A 23,008-nucleotide genomic window follows, 5' to 3' on the forward strand; every position below is an offset into this window, starting at 1 on the left:
GAACGGCACCCCGGGCGCCGTCAGTCCTCCTCGGGACCCTCGGGCTCCTCGTCGTCCTCCGGTTCCCCCGCAACCACCAGGCGCCGCAGCCGCTCGGAGATCTCCGCGCGGGCCTCCGCGGGCAGCCCCCCGTCCGTGACGAGCGTGTCCACATCGTCCAGCGCGGCGAACGAACTCAGGCCCACCGTGCCCCACTTGGTGTGGTCCGCGACCACCACGACGCGGCGCGCCGAGCGCACCAGCTGCCGGTTGGTCTCCGCCTCGGCGAGGTTCGGCGTGGACAGCCCGGCCTCCGCGGATATGCCGTGCACCCCGAGGAACAGCAGATCGAAGTGCAGCGCGGCGATGGCCCGGTCCGCGACCGGCCCCACCAGCGAGTCGGAAGGGGTCCGCACCCCGCCGGTCAGCACCACCGTGGCCGCGCCCGGTCGCCGGCCCGAGCTGCGCTGCGCGGTGTGGAACACGTCCGCGACCCGCACCGAGTTCGTCACCACGGTCAGATCGGGCACCTCCAGAAGCTGCCGGGCGAGTGTGTAGGTGGTCGTGCCGCCGGACAGCGCAATCGCCGAACCCGGCGCCACCAGACGCGCGGCGGCCCGCGCGATCTCCTCCTTGGCCGTCGCCTCCAGACCGGACTTGGCCTCGAAACCCGGCTCGTGCGTGCTGGCCTCCACCACCGGGACCGCGCCACCGTGCACCTTCTCCAGCACACCCTGCCGGGCCAGCGCGTCCAGGTCGCGACGCACGGTCATGTCCGAGACGCCCAGCTGACGGGTCAGTTCATTGACCCGGACACCGCCGCGCCGCCGGACCTCGTCCACGATCAGAGCGCGCCGCTGCTCCGCGAGGAGGTTCTGATTCTCGCTCACGTACGCTCCGGTCCTTTCGCCACACCTGTCCGAGCCGCCTGGCGCACGTGCGGTTACCAGCCCGTTCCCGGATCCCACCACATGCGCCGGAGTCTCATCTTGTCACGGGCCGCCATGGGGCGCGCCGCTGGCTGTCACCACCCACACCGGGTGTGCGCGCACATGTGTGCGGCCACCATGGCCGCCGTCGTCACCCGGATCGGGGAGATTCCGTGACGACCCCTCCCGCCAGGTGTACGCCACCCCGGAAACGGAGAACCTGAAGCCCGCACGGACTTGAGACCCCTCAGGTGACGACGGAAGTGCGGACGACAAGTGGAACACGCGCGGGAACGCATCACCGATGCCCGGCCGGACCTCACGGACCCCCCGGACCCGGCGGTCGCGTCGGCGGAGCGCGGCCTGGAACTGCTGGTGCACGGCGTCGGCGGCACCACCTCCGAGAAGATGCTCGCCGACCCGCGCACGATCCGTGTCACCGGCGACGACACGGCCGCCGTCTACCGCCGCGCCGAGGACGTCCCGGAGTCCGCCGGCGGCGCCGGACCCGCACTGGACGCACGCCCCGGCGAGGGCCCGGTGCGCGAGGCGTACGTCTGGTGCAACCTCACCTCCGGCAACGGCACCCGCGCGCTGTGGCTGCTGCTGCTGCCCTTCATGGTGGTCAACCTCGCCCACTGGATGCGCCCCCGGGCCGAGCGCCCCGGCCCCTCGGTCCGCCTCTACGGTCTCCTCGTCCGGCTGGCCGCGCTCACCCTGACCGTCCTCCTGGTCGCCGCCGCCTGCGAGGTCGCGCTGGACCTGGTGGCCTGGCAGTGCGCCGGTGCCCCCGCCTGCGCCCGCCGCCACGCCTGGCTCACCTTCCTCTCGCCCGCCCTCTCCGGCGGAGGCTGGTGGAGCCGGCCCGGCCGCCGTCTCGCGCTCGCCTCCCTGGTGCCCACACTGCTCACCGCGCTGCTCTGGTACCTCTCCCACCGCACCTGGAGCGCGTACGAGTCCCACCGCCCCCTCACCACCACCGCCGAACCGGCCGCCGACGAAGGCGCGCTGGCCCGCCCCGGTTTCTGGTACGGCCGCCGCCTCGGCGCCCGGCTGCGGGCCGCGCACACCGCGGCGGGCCTGCTCACCGTCGCCGCCGCCGTCACCCTGCCCGCCACCCGCTTCGACCACCGCCCCGGCGGACCCGCGTTCCTCCACCTCCTCGGCGTCCTGCTCGTCGCGGGCATCCTCGCCTGGGCCTGCGTCGCCGTCGCGGTGGTGTGCCGCCGGGGCCGCAGCGAGCTTCTTCTCGATCAGACGCTCGACCGCCGTCTGCTGCGCGCCCTCCCGCTCGGCGCCCTCGCCCTGCTGCTGCTCGCCGCCACCTACGCCTGCTGGTCCCGGCCCGGCTGGGAGTCCGCCGGGAGACTGCCCGGCGACCCGGCGTTCGGCGCGACCATGCTGGCCCAGGGCGTCCTGGTCGTCGCCCTCGCGGTCGTCGCCCACCGGCTGCACCGGCGCCTGCCCGACTCCCGCGCCGCGATGCGCGGCCTCGGCGGACCGGCCGTCGCCCTGCTCGCGTGCGCGCTCGGCGGAGTCGCGTCCGGCGGGGTCGCCCAGCGCGTCGCCGACTGGCTGGACGGCACCCACGCCACGATCACCGGGCCGCCCGTCACCCTGACCTGGCAGGCGTCCGCGATCCCGCCCGTACTCGCGGTGCTTCTCGTCCTCGTCGCCGTCCTGGCCCGGCGCACCGCGCGCCTCGCCCGTGCCGAGCGCCGACGGGTGCGCGCCGAGCACCCCGGTGAGCCGGAGGACCCGCACCGCACCCGGCGCATCGCCCACGTCCGCGCGATGGCGACCCTCACCGACCGCGCGCCCCTGATCCTCGCCGTCGGCTCCGCCGCCACCCTGATCGCCGGTGCGGGAGCCCTCACCGGTGCCCTCTCCACCGGGCTGGCGCCCGCGCACGCCGCGCGGCACGCGTGGGCCCCCGTCCGTGTCGCCGCCGAGGTGTGCCAGACGCTCGGCTCCTGGCTGGTGGGAGTCGGCTTCCTGCTCTTCGTCACCTGGGGGCGCCGCGCCTACAAGGACGCCTCTGCCCGGCGGACCATAGGCATCCTGTGGGACGTCGGCACCTTCTGGCCGCGCGCGGCGCACCCCTTCGCGCCCCCGTGCTACGCCGAGCGCGCCGTGCCCGACCTGACCTGGCGCACCGCCACCTGGACCGAGCGCACCGGCGGCCGGCTCGTGCTCTCCGGCCACTCCCAGGGCAGCGTCCTGGTCGCCGCGGCGGCCTGGCAGCTCCCGCCCGCCGTACGCCGACGCGTCGCCCTGCTCACCTACGGTTCACCGCTCGAACGGCTCTACGGCCGCTGGTTCCCGGCCCACTTCGGGCCGTCCGCCCTCGCCGCCCTGCACCGGGACATCTGCTGCTGGCGCAACCTCCACCGCCGCACCGACCCCATCGGCGGCCCGATCCGGCTGCCCGCCGGGCACGGCACCGAGGTCGACCACGAGCCGCTGCCCGACCCGCGCGCCTACGGCCGCACTCCCGAACACCCGCTGCCCGCGCCCATCCTCGGCCACTCCGACTACCAGGAGGATCCGGCCTTCGCCCGCGAACGCGACCTGCTGCTGGCCCGCCTCCACCCCGACCTCCCCGCGCCCCGCCCGGAACGCGGCCCGACGTGACGGTGCCTCAGGGCAGTTCGGGCAGATCCTCCGGGTACAGCAGGGTCAGGTCGTCGGTACTCGGGTCGGCGAACTGAGCGACCCGGCCGGCGTGCCGCTCCACCATCGCCTCGAACGTCTGCCGTGCGGTACGGCCGTTGCCGAACGCCGGCCCCTTCGGCAGCGCCGTGAAGTACTTCAGCAGCGCCTCCGCCGTGCCGGACGCGAGCCGGTACTCGTGCTCGTCGGTCTGCTGCTCCACGATCCGCAGCAGCTCCTCGGGGCCGTAGTCCCCGAAGGTGATCGTCCGCGAGAACCGTGATGCCACACCGGGGTTGACCGACAGGAAGCGCTCCATCTCCGCCGTGTAGCCGGCCACGATCACCACGACCGCGTCCCGGTGGTCCTCCATCAGCTTCACCAGGGTGTCGATGGCCTCCTTGCCGAAGTCCCGCCCGGCGTCCTCCGGCGACAGTGCGTACGCCTCGTCGATGAACAGCACCCCGCCGCGCGCCCGTTCGAACGCCTCCTGGGTGCGGATCGCGGTGGAGCCGATGTGCTCGCCCACCAGGTCCACACGCGACACCTCCACGAGATGCCCTGTCTCCAGCACCCCGAGCGCGGCCAGGATCTCCCCGTACAACCGGGCCACCGTCGTCTTGCCGGTGCCGGGAGAGCCGGTGAAGACCAGGTGCCGCTTCACCGAGGCCGCCTTGAGCCCGGCCTTCCGGCGGCGCCGGCCCACCTCGATCATGTCGGTCAGCGCCCGCACCTCGCGCTTGACGCTTTCCAGGCCAACCAGCGCGTCGAGTTCACCCATCACGGCCTTCGGCGTACGGGTCTCCCGCTCCGGCACGGGCGGCACCGCCGACGGATCGGCGCCGGCCGCACGCTGTCCCGGAATCGCGCCGAGCAGCCCGCCGGTGGAGGCCGGAACCGTCTGCACCGCCGTGTCCTGCGCCGCCGGGGGCCGCAGCGCGCCGCTCTCGTCGCTGGAGCACTCCTCCACCACGGGTCCGGCCCCCGAGCCCGCGTCCGGGCCGCCCTCGGCGAACTCGTAACCACCCCGCACGCACCGCTCCGTACGGCACTTGCGCAGCGTCGTACGGCAGCCGTCGAGCACATGGAAGCCGTAGCCGCCGCTACCGGTCACCCGGCAGCTGACGAAGCTGCCCCGGCCGCCCGCCGAGACGTAGAACCCCGCCTCGGCCGGGCTCTCCACCACGCAGCGCTCGATCGTCGGATCGGCGCCCTTGGTGACGATCACACCTGTCTGGGTGCCGTCCACCGTGCAGTTGCTCAGGGTGCCGCCGCTGCCGTGGTCCCTGAACCAGGCGCCGGTCGCGGCGTCCCGGATACGGCAGTCGTCGAGCTGGGCGGTCGCGCCGTCGCTCACCGAGACCGCCGTGTTGCGCACCTGGGAGAGGTCGCTGTCGACCACGTCCGCGCGGGAGCCCCGGTCCAGGACGAACAGCGCGTCCGGCACGTCGTGCACCCGGCAGGAGTCCAGCACGGCCGTCGCGCCGTCGCTCACCCAGACCGCCGGGTAGTCGCCGGTGCTGTCGAAGATCTCGCACTGGTTGGCGTCCACACGGGTGCCCGGGTCCCAGACCGACAGGCCGTTGCGCCCGAACTGGCGCACCGTCGTCCGGGTCAGGGTCAGCACCGAGCGGGAACGCAGGTCGACCGCGTTCTCCGGGATGTCGTGGATACGGCAGTCGGCCAGGGTCAGCACCGCGTCGGTGTCGAGGGTGACACCGTCCGCGGAGGTGCGGTGCACCGCGCAGTCGGTGAGGTGGGCGGTGGCCCGCTGGGTCACCTGCACCCCGGCGCCCCGCACCTCGTACACCTCGCAGCCGAACGCCTCCAGCACGGTGTTCTCACCGGTCGCGCTCAACCCGGTGCCCGAGGCGTGGTGCACCCGGCAGCGGTCCAGGCGCGGATGGCCGCCGCCGCGCACCGCCACGCCCGCCTGGCCGGCCGCGACGACCTCGCACTCCTCGAACACCCCTGCCGCGCCGTCGAGGACGAGGACGCCGATACCGGCCGGATTGTCCACCGTGCAGCGGCGCACGGTCGGACGTGCCCCGCCGCGCACCTCGATGCCCGAGGCGGAGCGGGTCACGATCCGCACGTCCAGCAGCTCGGGCGTGCCCTCCTCCACCAGCAGCGCCGGGGCGGCGCCGTCCTGGCCCTCCACGTGCAGGCCCTGCACCACCGCGGAGGCCCGCACGGTCAGCGGGACGCCGTCCACGGGGGCGATCCGCACCGAGCCCGGCGCGTTGTCGGGGCCGCGCAGCGTCACCTCCCGGCGCACGACGAGGTTCTCCCGGTAGGTACCGGCGGCGATGGTGAGGACGTCGCCGTCGCTCGCGGCCTCCAGCGCGGCCGCGAGCGACGCGTACTCACCCGTGCGGCGCCGCCACCGCGATGTGCCGGTGTGCGTCACCTGGACCGTGCCCTGTGCCATGGCGTTGCCGTGCCCCCACCTCGTGGTACTTGTGCTCGTCCGCCTCAGGGACTCCGCCGCCGGTGCCGGGACGGCGACCGCGGGGCGCCACCGGGGCGTTCGCGTGTACGCGTGTTCCGGACTCCGGCGCGGCCTTCGGCTCGCTCGCGCGCGGGTCGATGCCGAAAGCGAGTCGGCCGGTCCACCGTAGCGTGCGCGCGGGTGGCGGGCCGACCAGAGCCGGAACCCCGTCCCGCGGGGCCGCGCCGCGCGCGCCTAACTACCCGTACCGGCCTTGCCCCAGTCCGGTCCCGCCCGGTCCCAGGCGCGGTCCCAACTCGCGTGACGGCGGCGGACCATGCGCCACACCACGAGGCGCCGCACGCTCTCGACGAGCCCTGCCGCCGCCACGGATGCGCCGAATCCGGCCAGCACCGCGTGCGCCAGCGCGGTGGCGGAGTCCAGCGGCCGGGTCGTCATTCGCCCGGCCGGGTCCGTCCACAGCCTGAAGTGCTCACCCGCGTGGGGAGACTTGACGTCCGCCAGTACCGCGCCCTGCCGGCGGGTGCCGTCCGGCGCCGTCCACCCGGCCACGACTCTGCTGCGGGAGGTACGGGCCGAGTCGGGGTCGGCCTCGGGCGGAGCCTGCCCCAGGGGGCGCAGCACGGTGGCCGTGACGAGATGACGGGTGTGCCGCTGCTCGCGCACAGCCCGCCGCAGAGAGTCCTGCGCGGCGGAGCCGGCGGCGATGCCGACGACGGGCGTCGCAACGAGTGTCAGCAGCAACGCCAGGAGGCACACCCACGCCTCCGCGACGTCGGTCGGGCGGCGCAGCGGGTTGCCCCGCCAGCGCCAGACACCGCTGATGGTCCGCACGCCCCCACCCCCTTCGCTCCGACGCCCCGTGTCGGTCCCGCTCATCACCCGGCCCGGCGAAGAGAGCCTGGAAGAAGGACATCACGCCCCGGGCGGTTCTCTCACGGATTTCTCATCTTCGCCCAACGAGCCGGGTACGGGAGGAGTTCCCCGTACCGCCGTCCGAACGGACGACCAGCGAATGACGGGGTGCGGGATGTGGACGGGAGCCGGTCCGCGCGGCCGGGAAAAATGATCGGCATGTTCTGCGTGTGACGGGGTACAGGCCACGTCAGGGAGGACGAGCGGGGGCGGACACACGCGTGCCGCCGACGGGCGACGGCCCGGCGACGGCACACGGGGGAACGAGGCGGTTCGGGCGGGGTGACGACCTTCCCCCCATCGTCCGGCCGGCACCACCGCTGGTCACGGTGGCCATCGGTCGATCGCGGAGCCGCGTTCCCGGAGCCGGACGGCCGCTACGACGCTACGAGGAGCACAACCGGCTCAGTAGCCCCGGTACTGCTGGTTGTTGTACGGCTCCTGGTACGGCTGCTGCGGCGGCCGGGGAGCGGCCGGGCGCATCGCCTCGTAGCCCGAGGGCGCCGGGCGGGGCGGCTGGGGCTGTGCGCCGGGGTAGCCGCGCGGGGCGCCGGCCTGCTGCGGGATGTACGCCGTCGGTGTCGGCTGCATCTGGGATGCCTGATGCGCCTGCGGGTAGCCGTACGCGGGCTGCGGCGAGGGGGCCGCGGGCAGCGCGGGAAGAGCGGAGGGCAGTGCGGGGAGGTTGCCGCCGGGGGAGGGCATGCCCGGGGAGGACTGCATGCCGACACCGGTGTCATAGGCGGCCGGGACCCTGATCGGGGCGATCTGCGGGGTGCCCCGCTCGGCCACGAGCGAGTCATAGATCGGGGTGTCCGGGAAGGAGGCGGAGTAGTAGCCGCCGCCATAGGTGGAGCGGGGGGAGGTCATGGCACATAAGTTAAGCCCACGATGTGCTGGTTGGGGAGACCGATAAGAGGGTTGTTTTCCGTGTCGACGGCGATCTGGGATCGCTAATCCGAGCGAACTTGCCAAAAATGGACTTCATTCGACGTCTGGATCGCGTAAAAGGCGAGTTCCTGTCCGGTTACCGACGGTTGACGGAGGGTCGGACAATGTACAGATGGGGGCGGACATGTCCATGGCCAAGGGGTCGAACACGCCGGTGCCCGTCACCTCGCTCCGCGTCGAGGTGACCCGCCGGGCGGGCCCCGGCATCCCCGACGTGGACGCCTCGGCACTGCTCCTCGTCAAGGGCAGGGTCCGCGCGGACGGCGACTTCGTCTTCTACAACCAGCCCGTCCACCCCTCCGGCGCGGTCCGCCACGCGGGCAGGGAGACGAACGGGCCGCAGGTCACCGACACCCTGCTCGTCGACCTCGAGCGCGTGGAGGCGGACATCGAGCGGATCGTCCTCGCGGCCTCGGCCGACGGCGGCACCTTCGGCCAGGTCCCCGGCCTCGCCGTCCGGGTCTCCGACCCCGCCACGGGAGACACCACCGCCCGTTTCGACAGCGCCGGCGCCACCGTGGAGACCGCCTTCGTCCTCGGCGAGTTCTACCGCCGCCAGGGCTCCTGGAAGTTCCGGGCCGTGGGGCAGGGCTACGACAGCGGGCTGGAGGGGCTGGCGACGGACTTCGGTATCACCGTCGACGTGCCCCGGCACCCGGCCGCGCCCCAGGCCCGGCTCTCCAAGGTCACGCTCACCAAGGCGGCCCCCTCGGTGTCCCTGGCCAAGCAGGGCGGTACCTCCGGCGTCATGCGCGTCAACCTCAACTGGCAGACCCGCGAGCACCTCACCGGCCGCCGCCGGGGCCCCGGGCCCGATGACCTGGACCTCGACCTGTGCGCCCTGTACGAACTCAGCGACGGCCGCAAGGGTGTCGTACAGGCCCTCGGCAACGCCTTCGGCGCGCTGGAGCGGCCGCCGTACATCCACCTCGACGGCGACGACCGCACCGGAGCCGCGGCGGACGGCGAGAACCTCACCATCAGCCTCGACCACAAGGAGCACCTCAGGCGGGTGCTGGTCTTCGTCACCGTCTACGAGGGCGCCGCCTCCTTCGCCGGCCTGCACGCCACCGTCACCCTCCGGCCGCAGCACGGCGCCCCGATCGACTTCGCGCTCGACGAGTGCACGGTCCCCTCCACAGTGTGCGCGCTGGCCCTGATCACCGAGGCGGGCGGCGACCTCGTCGTCCGGCGCGAGGCCCGCTATCTGGTCCCGGAACGCGGGGTGAGCCCGCAGCGCACCGTGGACCGGGCCTATGGCTGGGGCATGAACTGGACGCCCGGCCGCAAATGAGCCGGTCTCAGCCCTCGTCCGGCACGGCGCCGGGACGCGCGTAGGTGCGGCCCTTCCAGGCGGCGCCCCGCCCGCGGTGGTGCTGGACCGCCGAGTCGAGCGTCATCAGCAGATAGAGGAACGCCGTGAACGGCAACAGCGGAGCGAGCCACAGCGGCTGCCGGTAGTACCGCAGCATCGGCATGTACGTCGCCGCCATCACCGCCCACGCCACCGCGCCGAGCGCGCACGCCGGGGCATCCCCCGCGACCGCGCCCGCCGCCACCGCCGCGGGGGGCACCAGATACACCAGCGCCAGCCCGGCCACCGTGCCCAGCAACAGCGCCGGACTGTGCCTGAGCTGGGCGTACGCGCTGCGCGACACCATGCGCCACAGCTCGCCCAGACCCGGATACGGGCGCACGCTGTCCACCCGGTCCGCCAGGCCCAGCCAGAGATGGCCGCCGTTCGCCCGCACCGCGCGCGCGAGGGCCACGTCGTCGATGACCGCGTGCCGGACGGCGTCCGGAATCCGGGCCCGCCCGGCCATGTCCGCCCGCAGCAGCACACAGCCCCCGGCCGCCGCCGACGTACGGGCGCCCCGGCGGCCGATCCACCGGAACGGGTAGAGCTGGGCGAAGAAGTAGACGAAGGCCGGGACGACGAGCCGCTCCCAGGGACTCCGCGCGCGCAGCCGGGCCATCTGGGAGACCAGGTCGAAGCCACCCGTGCGTGCCGCCGCGACCAGGGAGCGCAGGCTGTCCGGGGCGTGCGCGATGTCCGCGTCCGTCAGCAGCAGGAACTCGGGGTCACGCGCGCGTGCCAGCGCGATCCCGTGCCGCACCGCCCACAGCTTGCCCGTCCAGCCCTCTGGAGGCTCGCCGGGGGAGTCCACCGTGAGCGGCAGCCCGCCGTGCCGCGCGGACAGCTCGCGGGCCAGGCCGCCCGTGCCGTCGCGGCTGCCGTCGTCCACCAGGAAGACCTCCGCCCGGCCCGGATAGTCCTGGGCGAGCAGTGAGGGCAGACTCGCCGGCAGCACGGCCGCCTCGTCGCGGGCCGGGACCACCACGCAGACCGGCGGCCACTCCTCCGGCTCGCGGCGCGGCGGGAGCCGTACATCGGTGCGCCAGAAGAACCCCTGGCCCAGCAGCAGCCAGCACCAGACGGCGACGGACACGGCGGCGGTCCACACGATGGCGCTCACGGCCGCAGTCTGCCCCACCGCAACGGCCCACCGGGGCTCATCGACTATCGTGGCCGGGTGAAGATCGCGCTCATGGACTCCGGAATCGGCCTCCTCGCAGCCACCGCGGCGGTCCGCCGCCTTCGGCCCGACGCGGATCTCGTGCTCTCCCTGGACCCCGACGGCATGCCCTGGGGACCGCGCACCCCCGAGGACCTGACCCGGCGCGCCGTGGCCGTCGCCGAGGCCGCCGCCGCGCGCCGGCCGGACGCCCTCATCGTCGGCTGCAACACCGCGACCGTGCACGCCCTGCCCGCGCTGCGCGCCCTGTGCGAACCCGGCATCCCGGTGATCGGCACCGTTCCCGCGATCAAGCCCGCCGCGGCCGGCGGCGGCCACGTGGCGATCTGGGCGACCCCCGCCACCACCGGCAGCCCCTACCAGCGCGGTCTCATCGCGGACTTCGCGCACGGCGTCCAGGTCACCGAAGTGCCCTGCCGGGGTCTGGCCGAGGCCGTCGAGCACGCCGACGAGCAGGCCGTCGCCGCGGCCGTCGCCGCCGCCGCGGAACTCACCCCGCCCGACGTCACCACCGTCGTCCTCGGCTGCACCCACTACGAACTCGTCGCCGAACGCATCCGCGCCGCCGTCCAGCAGCCGGGCGCCGCCCCGCTCGTCCTGCACGGCTCCGCCGGAGCCGTCGCCACCCAGGCGCTGCGCCGCATCGGGGAACTGCCCGCCCCCGGCGCCCCCGCCGAGGGCTCCCTCACCGTGCTGCTCAGCGGCCGCGAGGGCGGCGCCCTGCCCGCGGCCGCCCTGCACTACGCCGAGGGACGGCTGCTGCCCGCCGCCGGCCCGCTCGCCGACCGCATGTGATACCGGGTGCGGGCAGGCGAGGTCCGCCCGGTCCACCCGGAGCAGTGCCTCTGCGTGACCGGATACCGGCACGGCGGAACCTGGGTAACCTCATAGGCATGAGGGAGCACCGCGACGCCGAGGACGCCCCGCACCCCGACGTCTGGACCGGACGCGCCACCAACCGCGTGCAGTGGGTACTGGCGCTGGCCGGGGCCGCCTGCATGGCGCTCGGCATCGAGCTTGCCGTGCAGTCCGCGTGGACCTCCGGGACCATCGCCCTGGTCATGTCCGTGGTGGGCTGCATCGCGGTCGGGCTGCTCGTCCTGTTCGGCACGCTCGCCTTCGTGCACGTCGACCTCACGCTGGACCGGGACGAGCTGGAGGTGCGCTGCGGCCATGCGGGGCTGCCGCGCCGGCGCATCCCGCTCACCCAGGTCGCCGACGCCGAGTACATCCCGAACGTCACCCCCCGTCAGTGGGGCGGCTGGGGCTACCGCTGGCGTCCCGAGAAGGGCACCGCCGTGGTCGTCCGCCGGGGCGAGGGCATCGTGCTCAGCCTGTGGGACGGCCACACCTTCACCATCACCGTGGACGACGCCGAGTCGGCGGTCCGCGCCATCCGGGCCCGGCTGCGCGCCATCACCCCCGACAACGCGCACTGAGCGCGCTCAGCCCACCGTCTCCTGCCGGACCACCGGCTCCGCGCGGGCCGCCGCTCCTCCTCGCCCCACGGGCGCGCCGTCGCCCACCCGGCCAGCATTCCCGCGCCCGCCGTCACCGTGCTGATGCTCAGGGCGTCACCCACCGACGAGATCACCGCCGGCGCCGTGAGCGCCGCCCCGCCGTCAGCACCACCGGCGTCGGCCGGGGCACCCGCCACAGGGCGTGCAGCACCCACCCGAACACCGCGGCCAGCAGCAGTACCCCGACGATCCCCTGCTCGGCCGGCAACTGCAGCGGCGCCGAATGCGGCTGCCCCGCCGCATCACCCGCCGTCCCGAAACGCCCCGGCCCCACACCCCACACCGGCGCCTCACGGGCCAGTCGCACCGCCCGGCCCCACAGCCCCACCCGGTACGGCCCGATCCGCTCCGTGAACTCCGCGGCCGAGCCGCCCGGCAGCACCCCCGACGCCAGCCCGCACACCGCGACGGCATCCGGCCGGGACCGGCCGCACCGCCGAGGCCCGGATCACGCTGACGGCTGCGGGCCGATCTGTGGACGAGTCGCGCGGGAATGCCGTCATGACCGGCATGTCAGGGGGTGAGCGGGCCGCCGTACACTCCCCAGGGTGACCGTCACCGCAACTCCCGTGGACCTGCCGGACCGGCTCCGGCCCCCGGCCAAGGGCGCGCGCGCCCGCCTGATCCGCCTGGTCCCGGCCCTCGTGTCCGCGCTGAGCGGCGTGCTCCTCTACGTCAGCTTCCCGCCCCGCACCCTGTGGTGGCTGGCGCTGCCGGCCTTCGCCGGCTTCGCCTGGGTACTGCGCGGCCGGACCTGGAGGACGGCGCTCGGCCTCGGCTACCTCTTCGGCCTCGGCTTCCTGCTCCCGCTGCTGGTGTGGACCGGCGTGGAGGTCGGCCCCGGGCCCTGGATCGCACTGGTCGTCATCGAGGCGGTCTACGTCGCACTGGTCGGCGCCGGCATCGCCGCCGTGTCCCGGCTGCCCGGTTGGCCCGTGTGGGCGGCAGCGCTGTGGACGGCTGGAGAAGCGGTACGCGCGCGTGTGCCCTTCGGCGGCTTCCCCTGGGGCAAGGTCGCCTTCGGTCAGGCGGACGGCGTCTTCCTGCCCCTCGCCGCACTGGGCGGCACCCCGGTGCTCGGCTTCGGCGTCGTCCTGTGCGGCTTCGGCCTCCACGAGCTCGTCCGGCTGCTCCTGCGCCGCCGCGACGGCGAGGCACGGCGCTCCGCCGCCGCGGTCGCGCTGCTCAGCTTCGCGGTGCCGGTGACGGCCGCGGTCGGCGCGCGTGCGCTGGTCAGTGACAAGGCCGAGGCCGGGACCGCGACCGTGGCGCTGATCCAGGGCAACGTGCCCCGCGCGGGGCTGGAGTTCAACGCACAGAGGCGCGCGGTGCTCGACTACCACGCGCGGGAGACCCGCCGGCTCGCCGCCGACGTCGCGGCGGGCCGGGCGCCGCGTCCCGACTTCGTGCTCTGGCCGGAGAACTCCTCCGACATCGACCCCTTCGCCGCCCCTGACGCGGCCGCGGTCATCCAGGGTGCCGCCGAGGCCGTCGGCGCGCCCGTCTCGGTCGGGTCGGTCGTCGAGCGGGACAAGAAACTCCTCAACGAGCAGATCCTCTGGGACCCGGTCAAGGGACCCCTGCAGACCTACGACAAGCGCCAGGTGCAGCCCTTCGGCGAGTACCTCCCGATGCGTCCGCTCATCGGGGCGATCAACAGTGAGTGGACCGGCATGGTCCACCAGGACTTCAGCCGGGGCGACAAGCCGGGCGTCTTCGACTTCGGGCGCGTCAAGGTCGGCCTCGCCACCTGCTACGAGGCCGCGTTCGACTGGGCCGTGCGGGACACCGTCACCCACGGCGCCCAGATGATCTCCGTGCCCAGCAACAACGCCACCTTCGACCGCAGCGAGATGACCTACCAGCAGCTCGCCATGTCCCGCGTCCGCGCAGTGGAGCACAGCCGGACCGTCACCGTGCCGGTGACCAGCGGCGTCAGCGCGGTGATCATGCCGGACGGGCGGGTCGCGCGGCACACCGGGATGTTCGTCCCCGCCCACATCGACATGAAGGTGCCGCTGCGTACCTCGAAGACGCCCGCGACCCGGCTCGGCATCCTGCCCGAGCTGGTACTGCTCCTGGTCGCGGCGGGCGGTCTGGGCTGGGCGGGCGCGGCGGCGGCACGCGGGCGGCGGGCCGTCGGCGGCTAGGACCTGTCCGGCGGATCGTGGTGCGGGGAAGCGGCGGTGCCGGATACGGTGCGGCGCAAGGCGGCGGGTCGTCCTCGTACTGGGCGTATGCGGGCGATCCGGCAACGCGGCGAGGTGCCGTGGCTGTCGTCGCGTACCCGCCGGGGATCACGGCACAGCCCTTAGGGTCGGGGCCATGGCAACACCAGAATTCATCACCGCGCTCCGAGCCACGGCGGGCACGCAGTTGCTCTGGCTGCCCGGTGTCACGGCGATCGTCCTCGACGACGAGGGGCGGGTGCTCCTGGGCCGCCGCACCGACACCCGCAAGTGGTCGGTGGTCGGCGGCATCCCGGAGCCGGGCGAGCAGCCCGCCGCGTGCGCGGTGCGCGAGGTCTTCGAGGAGACGGCCGTGCACTGCGTGCCCGAGCGGGTCGTCCTGGTGCAGGCCCTCCAGCCGGTCACCTACGGCAACGGCGACGAGTGCCAGTACATGGACATCACCTTCCGCTGCCGGGCCGTGGGTGGCGAGGCGCGGGTCAACGACGACGAGTCGCTGGACGTCGGCTGGTTCGCGGTGGACGCGCTGCCGGAGCTGAACGAGTTCTCACTCTTCCGGATCAAGCAGGCCCTGTCCGACACACCCACATGGTTCGACCCCATGACTCTTGGCTGAAGTATGGGTGCTCGCCCTATGTGGTGAGCCGGGAGCGCCTCACTAGGGTCGGGACATGATCTCGCCCAGCCCCCAGCCCAGCACCCCTTCCGCCCTGGACCTCACCGGCCGGGTCGCCCTCGTCACCGGGGCCGCCGGAGGCATCGGCAGCGCGTGCGCGCTCCGGCTCGCCGCGGCCGGGGCGGAGGTGCGCGCGCTCGACCTCGACGCGGGGGGTCTGGCGGAGCTGGCCGGACGGGCCGGGGGGCTTCCCGGCCGGGTCGTGCCCCAGGTGCTGGACCTCACCGACCTCGACGCGGCCGAGCGGGCCGCGGCCGGGACCGACGTCCTCGTCAACAACGCCGGGCTGCAACTGGTGCGGCCACTGCAGGAGTTCCCGCCCGAGGTCTTTCACACGGTGCTGACGGTGATGCTGGAGGCGCCGTTCCGGCTCATCCGGGGAGCGCTGCCCCACATGTACGCGCAGGGCTGGGGGCGCATCGTCAATGTGTCCTCCGTCCATGGGCTGCGCGCCTCTGCCTTCAAGTCGGCCTATGTGGCCGCCAAACACGGGCTGGAGGGGCTCTCCAAGACGACGGCACTGGAGGGCGCCCCCCATGGGGTGACGTCGAACTGCGTGAACCCCGCCTACGTGCGCACCCCGCTGGTGGAGAAGCAGATCGCCGACCAGGCCGAGGCGCACGGCATCCCCGAGGAGCAGGTCCTCTCCGAGGTGCTGCTCAAGGACAGCGCGCTGCGCCGGCTGATCGAACCCGAGGAGGTCGCCGAGGCCGTCGCCTATCTGTGCGGCCCGCAGGCGTCCTTCGTCACCGGTACCTCCCTGGTGCTGGACGGCGGCTGGACGGCCCACTGAACCGCTGCCCCGATGGTCCTCGTGGAGTTGTCCACAGGGCCGACGAGCCGAGCCCACGATGAGCGATCCTGTGGCCATGTCTCCCGATCGAATCCAGTCGGCCGCGCGCCCCGCCACCGGGACCGCCGCGGCGGGGGCCGTCGCCTGTGCGGAGGCCCCCTACCTCGAACTGCTCGCCCGCGACGCCTCCCCGGAGGCGTACGAACGTCCCGTCCTCGTCGCCCGCGCCGCGGGGGAGTCCGTGGACCGGGTCGCCGCACTGGAACACGCCAAGTTCCTCGCGCTGCGCGTCCGCGCGGAACTGGAGGGGCGCCGCCGCCGGGAGGCGGAACTCTCCGCCCTCTTCGAGACCGCCCACGACCTGGCCGGGCTCAGGGACGTCGACGCGGTCCTCCGCGCCATCGTGCAGCGCGCCCGCTCCCTGCTCGCCACCGACATCGCCTACCTCAGCCTCAACGACCCGGAACGCGGCGACACCTACATGCTGGTCACCGAGGGTTCCGTCTCCGCCCGCTTCCAGCAGCTGCGGCTCGGCATGGGGGAGGGGCTCGGCGGACTCGTCGCCCAGACCGCCCGGCCGTACGTCACCGACGACTACTTCCAGGACGCCCGCTTCCAGCACACCGACACCATCGACGTCGCGGTGCGCGACGAGGGCCTGTTCGCCATCGTCGGGGTCCCGCTGACGCTAGGCTCGCAGGTCATCGGCGTCCTCTTCGCCGCCGACCGGCGCGCACGGGTCTTCGAACGCGAACAGATCGCCCTGCTCGGCTCCTTCGCGGCCCTCGCCGCGGCCGCCATCGACACCACCAACCTGCTCACCGGGACCCAGGCCGCCCTCGCCGGACTCGAACGCGCCAACGAGGTGATCCAGGACCGCAGCGGCGTCATCGAGCGGGCCTCGGAGGTGCACGACCGGCTCGCCGAACTCGTCCTGCGCGGCGGGGGAGTCCACGACGTGGCCGCGGCCGTCGCCCGAGTCCTGGACGGCGCGGTCGAGTTCACCGAGACCGGCACCACGCCGGCCGAGGCGCTGGAGGCGTCCCGCCACGAGGGGCACGCCGTGCGCCACGGCCCCGACTGGATCGCGGCCGTGGCGGCGGGGGAGGAGGTGTTCGGGGCACTCGTCCTGCACGGCCACCCCGACCTCGACCCGGTCGACCAGCGCACCCTGGAGCGGGCCGCGATGGTCACCTCCCTGCTCCTGCTGGCCCGCCGCTCGGCCGCAGAGGCCGAACGGCGCGTGCGCGGCGAACTCCTGGACGACCTCCTCGACGCCCGCGACCGCGACCCGCGGCTGCTCCGGGAACGCGCCGCACGGCTCGACGCCGACCTGGACGCCACCCACGCCGTCCTCGCCACCCGCCTGGACGCGCCCGCAGCCGACGCCGACGAGGAGGCCGCCGCCCGTCGCCGCCTGTGGTCCGCCGCCTCCCACCTCGCCACCACCCGGCACGGCCTGGCCGCCGCCCGCGACGGCGGCACCGTCCTGCTGCTCCCGCTCGGCCCCGGCGACACCGCCACGGAACTGGCCCGGCGCACCGCACGCGAACTCGGCACCGCCGTCCGCCAGCCGGTCACCGTCGGAGCCTCCGCCCCCGTCACCGGGCTGGCGGGAAGTCCCGAGCAGGTGGCCGCCGCCTACGCGGAGGGGCGTCGCTGCCTGGACGCCCTCCACCTGCTCGGCCGTGGAGGGGACGGCGCGGCCGCCGAGGACTTCGGCTTCCTCGGGCTGCTGCTGGCCGGGGACCGGGACATCGGCGGCTTCGTGGAACGCACCATCGGCCCCCTCGTGACGTACGACGCCCGGCGCGGCACCGATCTGCTGCGCACCCTGGACGCCTACTTCGCCGCCGCGATGAGTCCGGCGCGCACCAAGGACGTCCTCCATGTCCATGTGAACACCGTGGCCCAGCGGCTGGAGCGGGTGGGCCGGCTGCTGGGCGAGGACTGGCAGACACCGTCCCGCGCGCTGGAGATCCAGCTCGCCCTGCGGCTGCACGGGCTGGCGGGCCCGGGACGCCGCTGACCGGCACCCGTGCGGGTGCCGGCCCCGGATGGGCTTCGCGGGGGCGGGAGGAGCGGTGCGGTCGCCTGCCATGTGCGCCACCACCCTGTGGGCGGTGGCGGCGGGTGATGCCGGCACACCGCAGGAAAGGTCCGCTCAGCGGGCACATGCGAGGGGTCGCGCGACAGCCGTGCGGGTCAGCCGGCTGACAGGCGGCGCGCCAGGTGGTCGGCGGTGGGCGTGCCGCCGGCCCGGACGACGTCCTCCGGCCTGCCCTCGGCGACGATGCGGCCCCCGTCGTCCCCGGCGCCCGGACCGAGGTCCACGATCCAGTCCGCGGCGGCGACCGTGCGCAGGTCGTGCTCCACCACGACGACCGTGTTCCCGGCGTCCACCAGACGCTGCAACTGCCCGATCAGCAGGTCCACGTCCGCCGGGTGAAGTCCCGTGGTCGGCTCGTCCAGCAGGTAGAGGCTGTGGCCGCGAGGCGCCCGGTGCAGCTCGCTCACCAGCTTGATGCGCTGCGCCTCGCCACCGGAGAGTGTCGTGGCGCTCTGGCCCAGGGTCAGGTAGCCCAGCCCGATGTCGGAGAGCAGCTCGAGGATGCGGGCGGCGGGCCGTACGTCGGCGAGGAAATCGTGCGCCTCCTCCACGCTCATCGCCAGCACGTCGGCGATGGTCCTGCCGCGATGACGCACCATCAGCGTGCCGGGGTTGTAGCGGGCGCCCTGGCAGACCGGGCAGGGGGAGGTCTCCGTGGGCAGGAAGAGGAGTTCGATGCTGACGACTCCGTCGCCCAGGCAGTGCGGGCAGCGGCCCTGGGCCACGTTGAACGAGAACCGGCTCGCCGTGTAACCGAGTTCGCGCGCGGCCGGCTGGGCGGCGAACAGCTTGCGGACGCTGTCGAAGAGGCCGGTGTAGGTGGCGAGGTTCGAGCGCGGGGTGCGTCCGATGGGCTTCTGGTCCACGATCACCACGCGGTTGATGTGCCCGAGTCCCGTGCTCGAGGACACTGTCACCCGGTCCGCCGCCGGATCCCAGACCGGCACCCCGGCCTCCTCCTCGTCGGCGGTCTCCACCGGGGCGGGGTCCCGGGCGGTGTCCTCGGCGGTCCCGTCGGCACGCAGGTGATCTCGGACCGTCTCCGCGAGCGCGCGACGGACCAGGGTCGACTTGCCGGACCCGGAGACGCCGGTGACCGCCGTGAGTGTGCCGAGCGGGAAACTCGCGTCCAGGTCGATGAGGTTGTGGCCCGTGACCCCGTCCAGGCGCAGCCAGCCCGCAGGCCGGCGCGGCTCCTCGGGTCCCGGCACAGTGGGCGCGTCCAGCGGGAGGTACCGCGCGGTCACCGAGTCCGGTGCCCCGCTCAGCCCTTCGACGGGCCCGTTGTAGAGGACCTGGCCGCCGTGCCGGCCGGCGCCCGGGCCCATGTCGACGATCCAGTCGGCCGAGGCGAGCACCTGCGCGTTGTGCTCCACCACGAAGACGGTGTTGCCCGCGCCCCTGAGCCGGTCCAGCGCGGTGAGCAGCAGTTCCGTGTCGGCGGCGTGCAAGCCGGCCGACGGCTCGTCCAGCACGTACAGCACCCCGAACAGGCCGCTGCGGAGCTGGGTGGCCATGTGCAGCCGCTGCAGTTCGCCGCTGGAAAGGGTGGAGGTCGCACGCCCGGTGGCGAGGTAACCGAGCCCCAGGTCGGTCAGCGTGCCGAGCTGGTCCCGGAGGCCGGCGACGAGTGCGTGCGCGGCCTGCCTGCGCTCGGCGGGCAGGGCCAGGGTGTCGGGATGGTCGCGGGCCGACTCCAGGAAGGCCGCGAGCCGGCTCAGCGGCATCGAGGTGGCGACCGAGATGTCCTGCCCGGCGATGGTCACCGCCAGCGCGTCCGGGTTCAGCCGCTTGCCGTGACAGGCCGGGCAGATCTCCTCGGCCATGAACGAGGCGGCCTTGGCCCGCAGGTGCGCCGCCTTGGAGGTGGCGAACGTGTGCAGCACCCACTTGCGGGGGCTCATGTATGTGCCCTGGTACGAGCGCTGCACCCGGTGTGCGTCACGCACCGGATGCACCGTGACAATGGGCTGCTCGTCCGTGGTCAGCAGCCACTCGCGCCGTGCGGCGGGCAGCTCGCGGAAGGGCACGTCGATGTCGATGCCCAGCTCGGCGAGGATGTCCCGGTAGTTCTTGCCCTGCCAGGCGCCCGGCCAGGCCGCGATCGCGCCCTCCCGGATGCTCAGGGAGTCGTCGCCCACGAGTCTGCTGTCGTCGACGCTGTGCAGCCGCCCGAGGCCCGAACAGGTGGGGCACGCGCCCGCGGCGGTGTTGGGTGAGAAGCTGTCCGAGTCCAGCGGCGCCGCGTCGCGGGGGAACGTTCCGGCGAGGTCCTCCGGGGTCCGCCCGGCCGGATAGGTACCGGCTCGGGAGTACAGCATGCGCAGGACGTTGGAGACCCGGCTGACGGTGCCCACCGTGGAACGGGTGCTGCCGCCGCTGTGCTGCTGGCGCAGCGCCACGGCGGGCGGCAGGCCGGTGATCGAGCCGACCCTGGGGGCCGCGCCCTGGTCGATCAGGCGCCTGGCGTACGGTGCGACGGACTCCAGGTAGCGCTGCTGGGCCTCCGCGTAGATGGTGGCGAACGCGAGCGACGACTTGCCGGACCCCGACACCCCGGTGAAGGCCACGATCTGGTCACGGGGTACGTCCACATCGACGTGCCGCAGATTGTGTTCATCGGCCCCACGGACTCTGATCAGCCCTTCCTGACTGGCGTCCGGCGGTGCGGCGGGTGACGGTGCGGGCGTCTGTCGTGGGGGTGGAGCCATGGGCAAAACCTAACCCGACCGGCCGGTCCGTGCCGCGAGCGCCTGCTGATCGAGTGAGGACGCGACGCCCACGCCGGGCCGGTCGCACGACCGAGTGCGGCAGCCCTACGGCGCGAACGCCGTTGAGGCATGAATGAATTGGCGTTCCCGCCGGTCAGGCGCACCGCCCCCGGCTGCCGGTCGGCACCGACGACCATCTCCTCCTGGACGGTCGTCGTCGGCGCCGGGAGGATGGACACGATCCCGTACAACCACCGGGTCGCCCTGGTCCACTCCTCCACCGCGATCGTCACCGGGGCCTGCCCCGTGTCCAGCCGGGTTCACCGGCCGACGATGTGACGGCGCGTCGGGGGGCGGACGAAGAAGGGGCGCTCGGCCCGGTGGCCGCCCTCTCCCACCGGACCACAGCGCTGTGCGAAGGCAGTCCCTGGGACACCCGCAGGAGGAATCAGTGACGTACCCGCCCCCGCTCACCCCGACGGACGAACTCACCGAGGCGAAGAGGCGGCTGAGCCTTCCGCGCATCGTGGTGATCTGTGGCTCGACCCGTTTCATGGCCGAGATGGCCGAGGCGGATCTGCGGGAGACCGCGGCCGGACGGATCGTCGTCAGACCGGGCTGTGACTTGAAGTCGCCGCACGAACTCTGGTCCGATCCTGCCGCGGCCGAGGCGCTGAAGGCCCGGCTCGACGATCTGCACCGGGCCAAGATCCAGCTCGCCGACGACGTGCTCGTGGTCGGCGACCACATCGGAGAGAGCACTCGGGCCGAAATCGCCTATGCCCGCTCCCTGGGCAAGCCGGTGCGGTTCACACACGCCGAGGTCGACCCTGACGCCTGAGTGCCCGCTTGCCACCGCGACGTCGCCACGCACCGGTGGCTCAGCTCGGCGACCAGTTCGCGGCCCGTCCGGTCTCGCCGAGCAGCCGCTCGAACCGCGTCGCCCCGGCCGGGACCGGAACCGCCTCGGCGTACACCCCCGCGTTGCGGCCCATCGGTGCGATCTTCTCCAGTTCCGGGGCCACCTCCTCGACGGTCGCCGCGTCCGGGGCGTACTCCTGGCCGGTGGCCCGCGCCAGGTCCCAGCCGTGCACCAGGAGGTCGCCCAGCACCATGTACGCCAGCGTGCGCTGCGGCAGGCCCATGCCCGGGGAAATGCCCTCCACCGAACCGGGCGTCGCCCACGCCTGCGCGAGCCGCGTCCCCTCCTCGCGGAACCGGCTCCGCCAGTCGCCCGAGGCGAGGTACTCGCCGGCCGACGCCAGGTCCGCGGGCTCCCCGACGGCCAGCTTCTGGAAGCTGGTGACGACGTGGAAGAGATGGTTGAGCAGGTCGCGCACGTCGTACCGGGAACAGGGCGTGGGAGCGCCGAGCTGTTCGTCGGTGACGCCGTCCACCACGGGGGCCGTCGCCCGGACGGCGTTGTCGATCAGGGAAGAGACTGAATTCGCCATCGCTCCACCTTAGGGACGCACGCCGGGCGGCACCCGGACGAACCGCCGGGCGTGCGCTCGCGCGGGCGAGGGCCACCGGAAAGGCACCGCACCTTCACAGAGGCCGCCCGCTGGCCGCAGGCGGGGCGGGCAACCGTACAGGGCTGTCTGCCGGGGAGGAGCCCCCACCGTGGCCATCGTCGCAATTCTGCTGCTGCCGGTCGTGACCATGCTGCTGTACGGGATGGACCGGACCGAGGACTGGCTCGCGCGCGGCCCGAAACCGCCCCGCCGCGCCCGAGGCCGCCATCTGCGCCTGGTCCACGGCGACCGGCGACAGGCCCCGGTTGCGGCCGACCGGGCCGCGACCGAGGCCGCTTAGGACCTCAGCCGCGCGGGCCGCTGATCCGCTCCGGCTCGATGACGTAGATCACGCGCACCTGGTCCCGCCCGCCGAACCACGGGTAGGGGCCGCCCAGGTACTTGCGCGCCAGCGCCTCGATGTGATCGACCGCACCCTCGGTGGTCACCCGCACCACCCGGCCGCGGATCTGCGTGTACGACGACGGGTCGGCCGGGTCGGAGACCGCGAGGGCCACCCGCGGGTCCCGCGCGATGTTCCGGGTCTTCTGGTGTGACTCCACGCTGTTGATCAGGACGTGCTCGCCGTCGGTGTCCACCCAGGTCTGGGTGAGCTGCGGCGAGCCGTCGGGCATCGTCGTGGCGATGTAGCAGGTGCTCGCGCTGCGCAGCAGCGCGAGCAGATCGTCATCGAGGGGTACGGGCACGGGGAGATCTCCGGCAGATCGAGGGTCGATCAGGTGAAGGAACACAGGTGTGTCTGGGAGCGCCCAGGGTAACCGGCTGCGTGTAGGACCCATGTGATAGCTGGTCAGAGGGAGACCCCAAGATGCTGATGGCCCACCCCGCCGTGCTGCAGGACCTGATCGAGCAGTACGACACGCTGCGCGTCCTGCACGCCCAGGAGGGCGGCGCCGAAGTGCGGCAGCGGATGGACGACATCTCCTACACCCTGTGCGTCGCCACCGGCACCCGTGACATCGACGCGGCGCTGATCGCGGCCCGCCACCGGCTGTCCGGCGCGCGTCCGCAGGACGACTCCCTCCTGCCCGCCTGACCTCTTCCCGCCCACAGCCCGGT

21 protein-coding genes are annotated in these 23,008 nt (G+C 73.7%); 12 read left to right on the forward strand and 9 right to left on the reverse strand.

The window, feature by feature from the left end:
• Window positions 1–20: 20 nt before the first annotated feature.
• Complete coding sequence (locus ACWCV3_RS16520) at window positions 21–869, reverse strand: DeoR/GlpR family DNA-binding transcription regulator (protein ID WP_451223738.1); 849 nt, start codon at window positions 867–869, stop codon at window positions 21–23.
• A gap of 315 nt (window positions 870–1,184) precedes the next feature.
• On the opposite strand from ACWCV3_RS16520, the gene ACWCV3_RS16525 reads away from it, so the two are divergent.
• Window positions 1,185–3,542, forward strand: a complete 2,358-nt coding sequence (locus ACWCV3_RS16525) for a hypothetical protein (RefSeq protein WP_451223741.1) — start codon at window positions 1,185–1,187, stop codon at window positions 3,540–3,542.
• A 7-nt stretch (window positions 3,543–3,549) separates the two neighbouring features.
• Here ACWCV3_RS16525 and ACWCV3_RS16530 read toward each other — a convergent pair whose 3' ends face one another.
• The 3 genes from ACWCV3_RS16530 to ACWCV3_RS16540 form a co-directional block, all read right to left on the reverse strand.
• Window positions 3,550–5,991: a right-handed parallel beta-helix repeat-containing protein gene (locus ACWCV3_RS16530; protein WP_451223744.1), complete on the reverse strand. Its 2,442-nt coding sequence runs from the start codon at window positions 5,989–5,991 to the stop codon at window positions 3,550–3,552.
• A gap of 255 nt (window positions 5,992–6,246) precedes the next feature.
• On the reverse strand, window positions 6,247–6,846 hold the full coding sequence (locus ACWCV3_RS16535) for an Rv1733c family protein (protein WP_451223747.1): 600 nt from the start codon (window positions 6,844–6,846) through the stop codon (window positions 6,247–6,249).
• 486 nt (window positions 6,847–7,332) lie between these two features.
• Window positions 7,333–7,797, reverse strand: a complete 465-nt coding sequence (locus ACWCV3_RS16540) for a DUF6643 family protein (protein ID WP_451223750.1) — start codon at window positions 7,795–7,797, stop codon at window positions 7,333–7,335.
• 193 nt (window positions 7,798–7,990) lie between these two features.
• Here ACWCV3_RS16540 and ACWCV3_RS16545 point away from each other — a divergent pair, with 193 nt between their 5' ends.
• Window positions 7,991–9,172: a TerD family protein gene (locus ACWCV3_RS16545; protein ID WP_451223753.1), complete on the forward strand. Its 1,182-nt coding sequence runs from the start codon at window positions 7,991–7,993 to the stop codon at window positions 9,170–9,172.
• A gap of 7 nt (window positions 9,173–9,179) precedes the next feature.
• Here ACWCV3_RS16545 and ACWCV3_RS16550 read toward each other — a convergent pair whose 3' ends face one another.
• Window positions 9,180–10,355, reverse strand: coding sequence for a glycosyltransferase (locus tag ACWCV3_RS16550; RefSeq protein ID WP_451223756.1), 1,176 nt, complete (start codon window positions 10,353–10,355; stop codon window positions 9,180–9,182).
• 57 nt (window positions 10,356–10,412) lie between these two features.
• On the opposite strand from ACWCV3_RS16550, the gene ACWCV3_RS16555 reads away from it, so the two are divergent.
• Both ACWCV3_RS16555 and ACWCV3_RS16560 read left to right on the forward strand, forming a co-directional pair.
• Window positions 10,413–11,210: a glutamate racemase gene (locus ACWCV3_RS16555; RefSeq protein WP_451223759.1), complete on the forward strand. Its 798-nt coding sequence runs from the start codon at window positions 10,413–10,415 to the stop codon at window positions 11,208–11,210.
• Window positions 11,211–11,308: 98 nt separating this feature from the next.
• On the forward strand, window positions 11,309–11,854 hold the full coding sequence (locus ACWCV3_RS16560) for a hypothetical protein (protein ID WP_451223762.1): 546 nt from the start codon (window positions 11,309–11,311) through the stop codon (window positions 11,852–11,854).
• A gap of 151 nt (window positions 11,855–12,005) precedes the next feature.
• Here ACWCV3_RS16560 and ACWCV3_RS16565 read toward each other — a convergent pair whose 3' ends face one another.
• Entirely contained in the window at window positions 12,006–12,338 is a 333-nt protein-coding gene (locus ACWCV3_RS16565; RefSeq protein WP_451223765.1) for an O-antigen ligase family protein, read from the reverse strand.
• A 145-nt stretch (window positions 12,339–12,483) separates the two neighbouring features.
• Between ACWCV3_RS16565 and lnt the strand changes: the two genes are divergently transcribed.
• The 4 genes from lnt (at window position 12,484) to ACWCV3_RS16585 (ending at window position 17,622) form a co-directional block, all read left to right on the forward strand.
• Window positions 12,484–14,085: an apolipoprotein N-acyltransferase gene (lnt, locus tag ACWCV3_RS16570; protein WP_451223768.1), complete on the forward strand. Its 1,602-nt coding sequence runs from the start codon at window positions 12,484–12,486 to the stop codon at window positions 14,083–14,085.
• A gap of 175 nt (window positions 14,086–14,260) precedes the next feature.
• Window positions 14,261–14,740 carry an NUDIX hydrolase gene (locus ACWCV3_RS16575; protein WP_451223771.1) on the forward strand — a complete coding sequence of 160 codons (480 nt, stop codon included), beginning with the start codon at window positions 14,261–14,263 and terminating at the stop codon, window positions 14,738–14,740.
• Between the two features lie 55 nt (window positions 14,741–14,795).
• Window positions 14,796–15,593, forward strand: a complete 798-nt coding sequence (locus tag ACWCV3_RS16580; protein ID WP_451223774.1) for a 3-hydroxybutyrate dehydrogenase — start codon at window positions 14,796–14,798, stop codon at window positions 15,591–15,593.
• A 76-nt stretch (window positions 15,594–15,669) separates the two neighbouring features.
• On the forward strand, window positions 15,670–17,622 hold the full coding sequence (locus ACWCV3_RS16585) for a helix-turn-helix domain-containing protein (protein ID WP_451223777.1): 1,953 nt from the start codon (window positions 15,670–15,672) through the stop codon (window positions 17,620–17,622).
• 176 nt (window positions 17,623–17,798) lie between these two features.
• Here the strand turns inward: ACWCV3_RS16585 and ACWCV3_RS16590 are convergent, their stop codons facing one another.
• A complete protein-coding gene (locus tag ACWCV3_RS16590; protein WP_451223779.1) occupies window positions 17,799–20,414 on the reverse strand; it encodes an ABC transporter in 2,616 nt (871 codons plus the stop codon).
• Between the two features lie 129 nt (window positions 20,415–20,543).
• On the opposite strand from ACWCV3_RS16590, the gene ACWCV3_RS16595 reads away from it, so the two are divergent.
• Window positions 20,544–20,753, forward strand: coding sequence for a hypothetical protein (locus ACWCV3_RS16595; RefSeq protein ID WP_451223782.1), 210 nt, complete (start codon window positions 20,544–20,546; stop codon window positions 20,751–20,753).
• Between the two features lie 112 nt (window positions 20,754–20,865).
• Entirely contained in the window at window positions 20,866–21,255 is a 390-nt protein-coding gene (locus ACWCV3_RS16600) for a hypothetical protein (protein WP_451223785.1), read from the forward strand.
• A 40-nt stretch (window positions 21,256–21,295) separates the two neighbouring features.
• Here the strand turns inward: ACWCV3_RS16600 and ACWCV3_RS16605 are convergent, their stop codons facing one another.
• A complete protein-coding gene (locus ACWCV3_RS16605) occupies window positions 21,296–21,868 on the reverse strand; it encodes a TIGR03086 family metal-binding protein (protein WP_451223788.1) in 573 nt (190 codons plus the stop codon).
• Window positions 21,869–22,037: 169 nt separating this feature from the next.
• Between ACWCV3_RS16605 and ACWCV3_RS16610 the strand changes: the two genes are divergently transcribed.
• Window positions 22,038–22,229, forward strand: a complete 192-nt coding sequence (locus tag ACWCV3_RS16610; RefSeq protein WP_451223791.1) for a hypothetical protein — start codon at window positions 22,038–22,040, stop codon at window positions 22,227–22,229.
• Between the two features lie 4 nt (window positions 22,230–22,233).
• Here ACWCV3_RS16610 and ACWCV3_RS16615 read toward each other — a convergent pair whose 3' ends face one another.
• A complete protein-coding gene (locus tag ACWCV3_RS16615; protein WP_451223794.1) occupies window positions 22,234–22,635 on the reverse strand; it encodes a PPOX class F420-dependent oxidoreductase in 402 nt (133 codons plus the stop codon).
• Window positions 22,636–22,757: 122 nt separating this feature from the next.
• Between ACWCV3_RS16615 and ACWCV3_RS16620 the strand changes: the two genes are divergently transcribed.
• Complete coding sequence (locus tag ACWCV3_RS16620) at window positions 22,758–22,985, forward strand: DUF5133 domain-containing protein (RefSeq protein WP_451223797.1); 228 nt, start codon at window positions 22,758–22,760, stop codon at window positions 22,983–22,985.
• Window positions 22,986–23,008: the final 23 nt, after the last annotated feature.

This window comes from Streptomyces sp. NPDC001781, from assembly GCF_053596035.1.

What these genes read in the sequence shown, in the direction of transcription:
- ACWCV3_RS16575 (WP_451223771.1), top strand. Translation starts at nt 14,261, where the DNA reads ATGGCAACACCAGAATTCATCACCGCGCTCCGAGCCACGGCGGGCACG.
- ACWCV3_RS16585 (WP_451223777.1), top strand. Translation starts at nt 15,670, where the DNA reads ATGTCTCCCGATCGAATCCAGTCGGCCGCGCGCCCCGCCACCGGGACC.
- ACWCV3_RS16580 (WP_451223774.1), top strand. Translation starts at nt 14,796, where the DNA reads ATGATCTCGCCCAGCCCCCAGCCCAGCACCCCTTCCGCCCTGGACCTC.
- ACWCV3_RS16595 (WP_451223782.1), top strand. Translation starts at nt 20,544, where the DNA reads ATGAATGAATTGGCGTTCCCGCCGGTCAGGCGCACCGCCCCCGGCTGC.
- ACWCV3_RS16620 (WP_451223797.1), top strand. Translation starts at nt 22,758, where the DNA reads ATGCTGATGGCCCACCCCGCCGTGCTGCAGGACCTGATCGAGCAGTAC.
- ACWCV3_RS16560 (WP_451223762.1), top strand. Translation starts at nt 11,309, where the DNA reads ATGAGGGAGCACCGCGACGCCGAGGACGCCCCGCACCCCGACGTCTGG.
- ACWCV3_RS16530 (WP_451223744.1), bottom strand. Translation starts at nt 5,991, where the DNA reads ATGGCACAGGGCACGGTCCAGGTGACGCACACCGGCACATCGCGGTGG.
- ACWCV3_RS16605 (WP_451223788.1), bottom strand. Translation starts at nt 21,868, where the DNA reads ATGGCGAATTCAGTCTCTTCCCTGATCGACAACGCCGTCCGGGCGACG.
- ACWCV3_RS16590 (WP_451223779.1), bottom strand. Translation starts at nt 20,414, where the DNA reads ATGGCTCCACCCCCACGACAGACGCCCGCACCGTCACCCGCCGCACCG.
- ACWCV3_RS16545 (WP_451223753.1), top strand. Translation starts at nt 7,991, where the DNA reads ATGGGGGCGGACATGTCCATGGCCAAGGGGTCGAACACGCCGGTGCCC.
- ACWCV3_RS16540 (WP_451223750.1), bottom strand. Translation starts at nt 7,797, where the DNA reads ATGACCTCCCCCCGCTCCACCTATGGCGGCGGCTACTACTCCGCCTCC.